Raw genomic sequence first — 13,351 nt, forward strand, 5'->3', positions numbered from 1 at the left:
TTCCTACATCTCCATCTACTACATCATTAAATCCATCGCCATCGGTATCTGCATAATTGTCTGCTCTACCATCTCCATTTGCATCGGTTCCGCCTGCTTCTACAACATCTGCAATGCCATCATTATCCGCATCTAAATCTAAATGATCTAAAACACCATCGCCATCGGTATCGCCGTTTGGATATGCATCTGGGGTTCCATCTCCATTACCATCTGTTCCTGTTAAAATTAATGCATTAGCTGTATTTGCTCCTGCTGTATCAACACCTGTATCTAATACATTTCCTACATCTCCATCTACTACATCATTAAATCCATCGCCATCGGTATCTGCATAATTGTCTGCTCTACCATCTCCATTTGCATCGGTTCCGCCTGCTTCTACAACATCTGCAATTCCATCATTATCGGCATCTAAATCTAAATAATCTAAAACACCATCACCATCGGTATCGCCGTTTAGATATGCATCTGGGGTTCCATCTCCATTGTCATCTGCGCCTGTTAAAATTAAAGCATTGTTAGTATTAAATCCAGAACCGTCATAACCAGTATCTAATACATTTGTTGGATCTCCATCTACTACATCATTAAATCCATCGCCATCGGCATCTACATAATTGTCGGCTCTACCATCTCCATTTGCATCGGTTCCGCCTGCTTCTACAACATCTGCAATTCCATCATTATCGGCATCTAAATCTAAATGATCTAAAACACCATCGCCATCGGTATCGCCGTTTGGATATGCATTTGGGGTTCCATCATTATCGGTATCTGCGCCTGTTGTGATTAATACATTGGCTGTATTTTCTGAGGTTCCGTCGTTTCCTACATCACCATCTACTACATCATTAAATCCATCACCATCTGCATCTACATAATTGTCGGCTCTACCATCTCCATTTGCATCGGTTCCGCCTGCTTCTACAACATCTGCAATTCCATCATTATCGGCATCTAAATCTAAATGATCTAAAACACCATCACCATCAGTATCACCGTTTGGATATGCATCTGGGATTCCATCTCCATTGCCATCTGCTCCTGTTGTGATTAATACATTGGCAGTATTTTCTGAGGTTCCGTCATTTCCTACATCTCCATCTACTACATCATTAAACCCGTCATTATCGCTATCTACATAATTGTCGGCTAACCCGTCTCCGTCTACATCGGTTCCTCCGGCTTCTACAACATCTGCAATTCCATCATTGTCTGAATCTAAATCTAAAAAGTCCGGAACTCCATCTCCATCTGTATCTGGATTGGATATATCATTTCCTCCATTACCTGAATCATACAAATCATCTAACCCATTACCATCTGCATCATTTGTTAATGTACCATCTGCATTAATATTATCTACTTTACCGTTACCATCTGTATCTTCTCCTCCAGCTTCTACTATATCTGGTATACCATCATTGTCTGAATCTAAATCTAAATAATTTGGAATTCCGTCTCCGTCATTATCACATTTTACAGCTTCTAATGCGATGTCTTCTGAAGACCATGCTACAGAATTAGAATATCTGGCAGCATCTATTAAACCTGAGAAATGACCTATATTTCCTGCAGAACTACTATTTCCTACAGCACCACCAATACCTCCATCGTTTCCGTGACCAGGTATTGTAGTATACTCTGAACTGTTATCTATTGTTTTAGGAATACCATCTATATATACTGTTAAAACTCCGTTATTAAAAGTAACAGCAACATGTTGCCAAGTATCTAATACTACTTCTATAGGATGTTGAAGATCATTTTGATTGGAATTACTTCTAGTTGTAAAAGTTAAAATATTATCATTTAACCACAAAACAGCACCATGTGTAGTACCACCTTCTTCGTAAATAACTCTGCTACCTGTTAAATTATTTGGTTTTATCCATGCAGAAAAACTTATTTGTGAGTAAGTAGACTCCATAAAACCACCATTTACACTATACCTTATTTCATTAGAAGTACCATTAAAGCTTGCAGAGTGTGTACCTTGCATAGCATCTGTAGAATAAGTAGGTGCATTACCATCAGACCTTTCATTATTTCCATTTCCTGAAATATCATTTGTATTATTATCTAAAGACCAATAAGCCACTACATCTGTAACAAAATTTACTTTACAGTTAGAAAACTCTACTGCGTCTGGTATACCATCGTTATCATTATCTACGTCTATATTATTAGGAATACCATCATTGTCTGAATCTAACACATCTCTATAATCTAAATCTCCATTACCAGGATTAAAATCATCATCTGCGTCTCCATAAGCTACTTCTAAAGAAGCTTCGTTTGTTACTGTATCACTATTTCCTAATCCATCATTTACAGTAAATCCTAAAATACTTGAATCATCATTATCATCAAAATTATCATCTAAACCGTCTCTATCAGAATCTGTACCTGATATTGTATTGTACTCATGCCCATTTTCTTGAATATCTAAAACACCATCATTATCAGAATCTAAATCTAAATAATCAGGAATATCATCATTGTCACTATCTGTGTTAACAGGGTCTAAACCAATAACACTACCATTTTCGTACTCATCATCAACTCCATTATTATTTGCATCTGTTATGCCTGTTGCAACCCCACTAGGAGCTACGTAATTTAAGGAAGTTTGCCCTTCTATATTATCTGGTATACCATCATTATCTGCATCTATATCTAAATAATTTAGATTACCATCACTATCTGCGTCTCCATTAGGATAAGAGTCTGGAACACCATCATTATCTGAATCTTCTCCTGTAACGATTAATGCATTCGTTGTATTTGTACCTGCTGTATCTGTACCTGTATCTAATGCATTTGTTGGATCACTATCTACTGTATCATTAAATCCATCACCGTCTAAATCTGCAAAATTGTCAGCAAATCCATCTCTATCATCATCGGTTCCGCCTGCTTCTTCAACGTCTAAAATACCATCATTATCTGAATCTAAATCGAATTGATTTAAGATACCATCTCCATCAAAATCTCCATTTGGATAAGAATCTGGAACACCATCATTATCTGAATCTTCTCCTGTTAAAATTAATGCATTAGAAGAATTTTCTGAAGAACCGTCATTACCTACATCACCATCAACTACATCATTAAATCCATCGCCATCGGTATCTACATAATTGTCTGCTCTACCATCTCCATTAGCATCGGTTCCGCCCGCTTCTACAACATCTGGTATACCATCATTATCTGAATCTAAATCTAAGTAATTTGGAATACCATCATTGTCTGAATCTGCATTGGTAATATCATCACCGCCGTTATCTGAATCGTATCTATCATCTAAACCATCTCCATCCGTATCATTAACAAGTGTTCCATCTGCATTTATATCATCAACTAAACCATTACCATCTGTATCTTCTCCTCCTGCTTCTACTATATCTGGAACACCATCATTATCTGAATCTAAATCTAAATAGTCTGGAATTCCATCGCCGTCTGTGTCTAAAGGAAGACAGTATGTTAATTCAAAAAGCTGCATGGTAACAAGTCTTGTAGGAACATTATTTTGATTTTTACCAGCAATCATAATTATTTCTGTAACAGGACCTTCTATAGTTACTAAAACTGCATTATCTGGCGCATTAGAACCTGCATTTTCTTCACCCGTTACAGATTGTCCCGTAATTGTAAATTGATTTAAATTTATATTAGTAATAGTTACTGGTACGTCTACACCATTAGCCCTAGCAATAAAATCTACTCTATCTTCAAAATCTAACCCTCCCCATTTAAATTGCAAATTATAAACTTCTTTATTAAATTTTAATTTGTAAACCGCAACATCTATATCATTTATATCTTCTGGGTAATTATCTCCTGTAACAAATTCTGTACCTATTGGTTGTACATTTATATAGTCGCCATCTATACCTGCAGTTGATCCTTGGCTAGATACACCATCTTCCCAAGTAGCATTGTTTAATACTTGGTAACTAAATGTTGCCTCTGCATCATCAAAAGTATAAAGATTAGCTACTGTACCTGAAGCTGTACCACCATCTGTATTGGTATCTGTATTTGTAAAAGATGCGCCAAGAGGAACATAAGTTGTTGTAGGGCAATAATCGCCTACTTCTACCGCGTCTGGTATACCATCATTATCATCATCTAAATCTACTGAGTCTGGTATGCCATCGTTGTCTGTATCTGCATTAAATGCATCATCTCTATAATCTACATCTCCATAACTAGTATTAACATCATTATCTGCATCTGTAAAATTATCTTCTTGTGTATCATCATATCCACCATTTACATCTGCATAACCACCATCTACACCTCCTGTTTCTATAGTATCTACCAATCCATTAGAACCTACAGCTCCTGTAACCTTACCAGAACCATCGTTTGCAAGATTGCTACCAGATTCTTCTACATCGTAAATTCCATCATCATCAGAATCTAAATCTAAATAATCTGGTGTTTGATCTAAATCTGTATCTACCACAGATATTCCGTTAGAACCTGTACCATCGCTATTACCATTTGGCGTAGCATCATAAGCATCATCTAAACCATCATTATCTGCATCGGTACCAGTTGGGGCTGTGTAACCAGTTGTAGTTTGTGCCTCTATATTATCTGGAATACCATCGTTGTCTGAATCTAAATCTAAATGATCTGGGATACCATCATTATCGGTGTCTAAAGAAGAGCCGCAATTAACATAAATACCTATTGCATCAATTTCAAAATCTACATTATTTGTAATCCCTTTATCAATATTAATATATCTAAAGTCTCTTTCTGAAGTTACAATATCACTTTTAAAGTTTACATTATCTGAATTAGTTGGTTTTGTTGAGTTTGGTATGTATGTAGTATTATCTAAAGATTCTTCTAGATCTATATAAGCTACTCCGTTAGTTACATCATTTCTTCTTCTCCAAGTTATTATATATTGTGTACCTGCTGGATATACTTGCCCGAAATCAAAATCGAATTGACTTTGACCCTGATACACTGTACCAAAATTACCATCAGGTGCTCCTAAAATATTTGCAGCATTATTTATACTAGTAGATGCTTCAATAGTTCCATTATACTCTATACAAGTATCTTCTATGTACCCTTCATCAACATCTAAAATACCATCATTATCATCGTCTATATCTACACTATCTAAAATACCATCATCATCTGCATCAAGAGAGCTGTCTCTATAATCTACATCCCCGTTAGCAGTTGAAACATCGTTATCTGTATCTGTAAAATTATTTGTTTGGTTATTATCATAAGATCCATTTACATCTGTGTATGCTTTGTCTGTACTTCCTGTTTCTATAGCATCTACTAAACCATTTACACCAACATCTCCGGTTACCATTCCAGAACCATCATTTGCTAATCCGCTACCAGATTCCTCTACATCATAAATACCATCATCGTCTGCATCTAAATCTAAATAATCTGGAATATTGTCTGAGTCTGTATCAACAGCCGTTAAACCATTAGAACCTGTACCATCATAAGCATCATCTAAACCATCAAAATCTGCATCAACACCGCTTGGTGCTATATAACCCGTTGTAGATTGTGCTTCTATATTATCTGGTATACCATCGTTGTCTGAATCTAAATCTAAATGGTTTGCGATACCATCATTATCAGTATCAAACACATCTGCCACACCATCATTATTAGCGTCTGTATAATCTGTAGTAGATCCATCTCCATCATTACCATCATCATCTGTATCTAAGTAATTTGGTAATAAATCTCCGTCTTCATCACCTAAAGGATCGTAAGTTACTCCGTTTATTGTAAGTTCTTCTGTATCTAAAATACCATCATTATCATCATCTATATCGTCTACATCTGGTATACCATCACCATCTGTATCAACCAGTTCTACAGCGTTTAAGTCTACCGCTAAGTTCAGGGCTTCAATAGTCCTTAAATTATTAGAATTATTATTGAAAGTTGAATAACCACCTGGATAAACATACAGAATCATATTACCATTATTATCAGGATTACCTATAAAATAATAATAATTTTCCCCCCAAGCATTTTGTGTAACAGTCGTTACAACTTGCCTAACCTCTAACTCCGTACTTGACCTACCTACCTGATAATCATACCTAGTTTTATAAATACCTGCGTAGTATTGATTATTATTTTGACCTCCATTCTGATTTGTAATAGAAGCCATTGTATGTACCGTTAACCTGTAGAGTTGTCCTGCAACAATATTACCCATGGTAGTTGTCACAGATTCTTCAACAACATTATCTCTTGTACCCAAATCTCTCATTGTTATCCACCTTTCATCTCCTTGAGGAGGTAAAGGTAATGGTCCATTTTGCCATGTAGCTCCACCTCCTCCATAATCTCCGCTCTGAACACCTGCATTGGTATTGTTAGAAACATCTGGCGTTCCACCTGTGTCTTGCCAGTTTGGAGGAGTACAATCAACACAATTTTGCGTAGCACCACCTGTACTAGGTATAGTTGGGTCTGGGTAAGTAGTCTGCCCATAAGTAATACTACTTTGTATAAATAAAAAACTTATAAATAATATAAGAATTGTTGATTTTAAAAAAGTAACGTAATTTTTTTTCCTAATTTGTTTCGTTTGGTTTAACATAGTTTTATTTTTATAAAATCAGATTTTTAATCTAATTCTAACCTATACTTATATTTCTATTAAAACTTAAATATTTAAAATAAAGACAGATTATTGCGTACAAAACTACAAAGTACCCATCTTTAAAATATTAAAATAAGTTGATTAGTCATTTTCTATAGACGAACCATAACAAGACAATAGATTTTATTACAATTTTCTATTTATCTTGTACAATAATAACTTGTTTGTCTTAGCCTTATTTAAGTAAATTTATTTTTTGGCTGAGGGAATATGTTTACTATAAGATGCTTTTATAGTATGTTACAAATATAAGTAAAAATTTGCTTGACTTGTAGTTTATTCAAAAACAACTTTATTCAAACAGCAGATACACAAATAATTACACATTTTATTACAACATTTACAATGCTGCTTTACGTTCTAATTCTGCTTGAAACTCTTCCATAACTGGTTTTACTGTACTTTGTGGTATGTCTGCCACTTTTATATACATTAACCCATCTACTGCATTATTAAATTTAGGATCTACATTAAAAGCGACTAAACGTGCATTTTGTTTTACGTACTTTTTAATTAACACTGGAATTCTTAAAGCACCAGGCTCTATTTCGTCTATAATTTTATCAAACTTTTGTAAATCTGCTTTGGTTGCATCAAACACAAAATCTTTGTCTGCGTCTTTTAGTTTTACTTTGTATTCTTTTTTTGGATAAATATATTGTGCGATATAAGGATCGTAATAATGAGACTTCATAAACTCTATCATTAAAGATTTAGAAAAATCTGAAAATTGATTGCTTATAGAAACCCCGCCCATTAAATATTTATGATCTGGATAACGCAAAGTAACATGTACTATCCCTTTCCACAATAAAAATAAAGGCATTGGTTTTTGTTGATACTCACTAATAATAAAAGCTCTACCCATTTCTATAGTATGCTCTACCATTTTGTGTAACTCTGGTTCTATTCTAAACAATGTTTGCACATAAAAACCATCGATACCATATTTTTGGTAAATCTCTTTTCCAAGCCCCATTCTGTAAGCACCAACTAAGCAATTTACCTCTCTATCCCAAAGAAATAAATGATAATAATATTTATCATACTTATCTAAGTCTATAGATTTGTTTGTTCCTTCTCCAACTTCTCTAAAAGTTACTTCTCTTAACCTACCTATTTCATGTAATAAATTAGGAATATCTTTTGCATTTGCAAAGAACACTTCGTAATTCTTACTTTCTAAAAGTCTACCATTACCTTCTCTTAAAGCATTAACTTCTTTAATAAATAAGTCTGTATTTTTTTGAGATGCAATTTTACTTGCCGGTTTTTTTATTTTGATATTTTGTGGAGACAAAATTTTATTAGCTTTCTGAAAAGGGTTTGCTAACATATATGTCTTTTTTCTTATAAACTCATAAAACGGTAAAATTTCTTTGTACTCATTTTGATCTTTTACAGATATAGGCTTACCAACTCTTACTTTTATAACCTTTCCACCTTGAGACATTACTTCTGATGGAAGTTTGGCTGTTCTTAAAGTATCTGAAATTTTAGATAAAAAATAAAAAAGTCTACTATTTTTTGCGTGAAAATAAATAGGAATTACGGGTACATTTGCTTTTTTAATTAACCTTATTGCTCCTTCTTCCCAAGGTTTATCTACATTTAGTTTACCATCTTTATAGGTAGAAACTTCACCAGCAGGAAAAATACCTAATGGTTTACCTTCTTTTAAATGCTGTAAAGCACTTTTAATACCAGCAACACTAGATTTAGCATCCTTTCTATTCTCAAAAGGATTTACAGGCATTACATAGGGTTTTATTGGCTCTATTCTATGTAATAGAAAATTAGCAATTATCTTATAATCAGTTCTTTTTTCTATTAAAAGTTTTAACAACAAAACCCCATCTATGCCTCCTAAAGGATGATTAGAAACGGTAATAAAAGCACCGTCTTTAGGAATTCTTTTAAGGTCGTCTTCAGGAATTTCAAATTTAATATCGCAATCGTCTAAAACTGCATTTAAAAAGTTTAATCCTTTTTTGTTTTTATTTTTATCGTATATCTTATTGATTTTAGAAATACGAAGTAATCTCAATAATATCCATCCAATAAAAGTTCCCAAAAAACCAATTTTCTGTAAACCAATTACTTGTGCAATTTCTTTAGATGTTACTAATGCCATATTTTTTAATTAGAACTAACTGCAAACATACTAAAAAAACAGATAGGCAATAATTAATTTGACGCTAAAACGATTTGAATTGTTTCCTTATTTACTTGAGTTAGCAAAGAACTTCCTTTTTCTTCTATCATTTTAATAGCATTATCATCAAAATGACGAACCGTATATAAGTCTACTCCTTTTTGAACATCAATTTTAAACTGAGTTTTTAACTCATCATAAAAAGCATCAAACTTGTTAAATTTATTATCTATACATACAGAAAAACTAATAGCCGAATTCTGAATTAAATTTACTTTTAATTGATAATCATGCAACTTCTTAAATATGTAACTGATATTATTTTCTACCATAAACGAAAAGTTTAATGCAGAAATTGACACTAATATTTGATCTTTCTTTACAATAAAACAAGGTATGTAAGGTACTAGCCTTGTACCTTTTGTTACCTTAGTACCCGCTTCTTTAGGGTTTACAAAAGAACGCACTAACAACGGAATTTCTTTTCTTTCTAAAGGTTGTAATGTTTTTGGATGAATTACAGATGCACCATAAAAAGCCATTTCTATAGCTTCTTCATAAGAAATTTGTTCTAACAAAGTGGTATCTTTAAATACTCTTGGGTCTGCATTTAAAACACCAGGTACATCTTTCCAGATAGTTACATTTTCTGCATTTAAACAATAAGCAAAAATACCTGCAGTATAATCAGAACCTTCTCTACCTAAAGTTGTAGTATTTTCTGTATCATTTGCAGCAATAAAACCTTGTGTTATATTTAATTTAGAACTATCTACTTTTTTATTAATAAGCTCTTGTGTTAAATCCCAATCTACTTTTGCATCTCTATAATTACTATCTGTTTTAATATAGTTTCTTACATCAAACCAATTATTATCTACACCTATTTTAGACAAATAAGCACTTACTATTTTTGTTGATAAAAGCTCTCCAAAACAAATTATTTGATCGTAAACATAATTATATCTTTGCGATGTATTTCTTGCTAAAAACCAACTTAACTCGCCTAAAAGAATATCTATTTCTTTATAGATAGAATCATCTGCATCAAACAAATCATTCATTAAATTTTTATGAAAATCTTCTATAATACCTAACTTACTAGATAGTTCTTCTGTTTTATTATAATAAGCTTCTATTACATCTTCAAAAGCATTTGTTATTTTACCCATTGCAGATATAACAACTACTGTATTTTCTGTTCCTTCGCTTTGTAATATTTGAGTAATATTTTTTACACTCGCTGCATCTTTTACCGATGCTCCTCCAAATTTAAAAATCTTCATCTTAGTTATTTTCAATAAATTTTGCTAATCCTTCTTTATCCATTTGTACTACAGACCAATCGTTTAAATAATTTGCACCTGTACTTTTATAAAATTCTACTGCATTGGTATTCCAATCAATCACTTCCCAAGCAACTCTGTTGTAGTTGTTATTGTATGCATATTTTAAAACAGCAGCATACAAAGCTTTACCGGCTCCTATTTTTTGTTTTTCTTTTGTTACAATTAAATCTTCTAAATGTATTGTTCTACCTTTCCATGTAGAGTAACGCTCGTAAAATAATGCAATGCCAATTATATTATTTTCTTGCTCTGCTACAAAAACCTTAAATTTTGGTTTTTCAGAAAAACCATCTCTTTCTAAATCTTGTACAGTAATTTCTACCGCATCTGGTTCTTTTTCAAAAACTGCCAACTCTGTAATTAAATTAAATACAGATTGCATGTCTTTTTTTTCTGCAAGTCTTACTATAAAATCCATCTTTAAAATTTTGGTCAAAGATAGTTTTTTTGAAACCTGTTAAAAATAATTACAGATTTTACACAGTTATTTTTGAATTTGTTTAAAAATTATTTGCAAAAACAACGAAATCGATTGAAAAAAAAGGCTGTAAATAATTAAAAAAATTAGATATTTGTTAAAATTAATTACAACACGACGTAAAATGACAGGAAAAAAACAAACTTTAGGTGAATTTATAATTGAAAATCAACATGCTTTTAAATATAGTTCTGGAGAACTATCTAGTCTTTTAAACTCTATAAGACTAGCCGCAAAAGTAGTAAATCATGAAGTAAACAAAGCCGGTTTGGTAGATATTATTGGCGCTGCAGGAGACACTAATATACAAGGTGAAGATCAACAAAAATTAGATGTTTACGCTAATGATAAATTTATCCAGACTTTAACTCGTAGAAATATTGTTTGTGGTATTGCAAGTGAAGAAGAAGATAGTTTTATAACTATTAATAGCCAAGATGAAAACCACCAAAACAAATATGTTGTTTTAATAGACCCTTTAGACGGTTCTTCTAATATTGATGTAAACGTTTCTGTGGGTACAATTTTTTCTATTTACAGACGTGTAACTCCTGTTGGAACTCCTGTGCAATTAGAAGATTTTTTACAAAAAGGTAGCGAGCAAGTAGCTGCTGGTTATGTAGTTTATGGTACTTCTACTATGTTGGTTTATACAACTGGCGATGGTGTAAACGGTTTTACTTTAAACCCAGCAATTGGTTCTTTTTACTTATCGCATCCAAAAATGGAGTTCCCAGAAGATGGAAGTATCTATTCTGTAAACGAAGGTAACTATTTTGATTTTCCATTAGGAGTAAAAAAATACATCAAATATTGTCAAGAAGAAGAAGGAGACAGACCTTACACAAGTAGATACATTGGTTCTTTAGTTTCTGATTTTCACAGAAATATGATTAAAGGTGGTATTTATATGTATCCTAAAGGATCTAGAAACCCTAACGGAAAACTACGTTTGTTGTATGAATGTAACCCAATGGCTTTTTTAGCTGAACAAGCAAACGGTAAATCTTCTGATGGTTATGTTAGAACTATGGATGTAGAACCTACAGAATTGCACCAAAGAGTACCTTTTATTTGCGGAAGCAAAAATATGGTAACTCAACTAGAAGAATTTATGCAGAAATACGGAGAATAAATCTTATTTATACAATCATAAATTATCGGAACTTAAAATTCTTGTAAAACAGCCCAATTATGGTTAATTTTACAGAACTAAACATTATACTAATAATTAAAAATATAATAATATTATGGCTTTTGAATTACCAGAATTAGGATACGCATACGATGCATTAGAACCAAATATTGATGCAAAAACTATGGAAATACACCATACAAAACATCATAATGGATATACAACAAAATTAAACGCAGCTATTGAAGGAACTGATTTAGAAGGAAAATCTATTGAAGATATTTTAACTAACTTAGACATGAGCAATGGTGCTGTAAGAAATAATGGTGGTGGTTTTTTCAATCACTCTTTATTTTGGTCTGTAATGAACCCAGAAGGAAAAGGATATTTATCTGGAGAATTAAAAGATGCTATTGAAGCTGCCTTTGGTTCTAAAGAAGCATTTGTAGAAGCTTTTTCTAAAGCTGCTGCAACTCAGTTTGGTTCTGGTTGGGCTTGGTTATGTGTTTTACCAGGTGGTAAAGTAGAAGTTTGCTCTACACCAAACCAAGACAATCCGTTAATGCCAGGTGTTGGTTGTGGCGGAACTCCAATCTTAGGTTTAGATGTTTGGGAGCACGCATATTACTTAAATTACCAAAACAGAAGACCAGACTATATTGATGCTTTCTTTAAAGTTATTAACTGGAACGAAGTTGAAAAACGTTATGCAGAAGCTAAATAATTAGTTTCTTTTTACAATAAAAAAGCATCCATTTCTGGATGCTTTTTTATTTTCTATTATATCAATATTTTCTTTGGCTTTATCTTACAAAGATTATATTTCTCCTAACTTTTCTGCATACTCTAAAAGGATTGCTACTGTTTTCCCTTCTCCCATAGCTATTGCATGTACAACAGAATCTCCTGTATTTTTATCTGTGTATACTTTAAAATTTTTTATTTTAAACTTTTTACCATTAAAACTATCATCTAAAGCATTTTCTGTTACATAACTTTCACTAACCGCTTGCCCTATTAATTGAGACATTGCACCACTTACTACTTCGTTACTTGCTAGATTATTTACAACATCTATATTATTAGCTAAATTATTAATATTACTAACGCTGCTAACATTTAAATTTTTAGCAGACTTTACCGCTTTTACTGCTTTTGTAATGTTTTTCATAGACAACATAGACTTATTTACATATACATAAGCATACTTACTTTCATTACTTGCTTTTGCCAATGTTACAACATCGCCTACCTTAAATTTTGTTCCTTTAGAAGAAGTAAATGCATTTTTAGACTTTTTCCCTTTTACCTGTGCCAACATTAACATTGGCGTTAACAATAACATAATAATTAAATTTTTTTTCATAATTATATTTTTAAAAAAAATTAAAAAACAGCACCCAAAACTTTTTGTTAATTCTCCCTAAAAAAAGGTTTAAGTTATGGATACTGTTAAACAATATTTTCTACTTAATTAGAGGCTTTATGAATTAACACTCCAAAAATAGTTTTGAAAAGAAAGGGAGTAAATAGAGAGATTAACGTATTG

The 13,351-nt window shown here is 32.4% G+C and carries 7 protein-coding genes; 2 read left to right on the plus strand and 5 right to left on the minus strand.

Annotated elements, in window-relative coordinates:
- The 4 genes from KI686_RS13850 to KI686_RS13865 all read right to left on the minus strand — a co-directional run.
- Positions 1–6,622 (minus strand): LamG-like jellyroll fold domain-containing protein (locus KI686_RS13850; protein WP_237589920.1); only part of this gene is annotated, 6,622 nt, incomplete at its 3' end.
- 403 nt (positions 6,623–7,025) lie between these two features.
- On the minus strand, positions 7,026–8,819 hold the full coding sequence (locus tag KI686_RS13855) for a GNAT family N-acyltransferase (RefSeq protein WP_237589921.1): 1,794 nt from the start codon (positions 8,817–8,819) through the stop codon (positions 7,026–7,028).
- Between the two features lie 53 nt (positions 8,820–8,872).
- Positions 8,873–10,126: an aspartate kinase gene (locus tag KI686_RS13860; protein WP_237589922.1), complete on the minus strand. Its 1,254-nt coding sequence runs from the start codon at positions 10,124–10,126 to the stop codon at positions 8,873–8,875.
- Position 10,127: 1 nt separating this feature from the next.
- Positions 10,128–10,607: a GNAT family N-acetyltransferase gene (locus tag KI686_RS13865; RefSeq protein ID WP_237589923.1), complete on the minus strand. Its 480-nt coding sequence runs from the start codon at positions 10,605–10,607 to the stop codon at positions 10,128–10,130.
- Between the two features lie 184 nt (positions 10,608–10,791).
- On the opposite strand from KI686_RS13865, the gene fbp reads away from it, so the two are divergent.
- Positions 10,792–11,802, plus strand: coding sequence for a class 1 fructose-bisphosphatase (gene fbp, locus KI686_RS13870; protein ID WP_237589924.1), 1,011 nt, complete (start codon positions 10,792–10,794; stop codon positions 11,800–11,802).
- A 115-nt stretch (positions 11,803–11,917) separates the two neighbouring features.
- The gene (locus KI686_RS13875; protein ID WP_237589925.1) at positions 11,918–12,526 is read left to right on the plus strand and encodes a superoxide dismutase; all 609 of its coding nucleotides are present in this window, start codon (positions 11,918–11,920) and stop codon (positions 12,524–12,526) included.
- 93 nt (positions 12,527–12,619) lie between these two features.
- Here the strand turns inward: KI686_RS13875 and KI686_RS13880 are convergent, their stop codons facing one another.
- Positions 12,620–13,168 (minus strand): hypothetical protein, encoded by a 549-nt coding sequence (locus KI686_RS13880; protein WP_237589926.1) that lies wholly within the window; start codon positions 13,166–13,168, stop codon positions 12,620–12,622.
- Between the last annotated feature and the right edge of the window lie 183 nt (positions 13,169–13,351).

The organism is Polaribacter sargassicola, assembly GCF_021991835.1.
Classification (GTDB): Bacteria; Bacteroidota; Bacteroidia; order Flavobacteriales; family Flavobacteriaceae; genus Polaribacter; species Polaribacter sargassicola.

Bases quoted from the DNA above. Each gene is read 5' to 3' on its own strand.
- KI686_RS13865 (WP_237589923.1), bottom strand. From the start codon at position 10,607: ATGGATTTTATAGTAAGACTTGCAGAAAAAAAAGACATGCAATCTGTA.
- KI686_RS13855 (WP_237589921.1), bottom strand. From the start codon at position 8,819: ATGGCATTAGTAACATCTAAAGAAATTGCACAAGTAATTGGTTTACAG.
- fbp (WP_237589924.1), top strand. From the start codon at position 10,792: ATGACAGGAAAAAAACAAACTTTAGGTGAATTTATAATTGAAAATCAA.
- KI686_RS13860 (WP_237589922.1), bottom strand. From the start codon at position 10,126: ATGAAGATTTTTAAATTTGGAGGAGCATCGGTAAAAGATGCAGCGAGT.
- KI686_RS13875 (WP_237589925.1), top strand. From the start codon at position 11,918: ATGGCTTTTGAATTACCAGAATTAGGATACGCATACGATGCATTAGAA.
- KI686_RS13880 (WP_237589926.1), bottom strand. From the start codon at position 13,168: ATGAAAAAAAATTTAATTATTATGTTATTGTTAACGCCAATGTTAATG.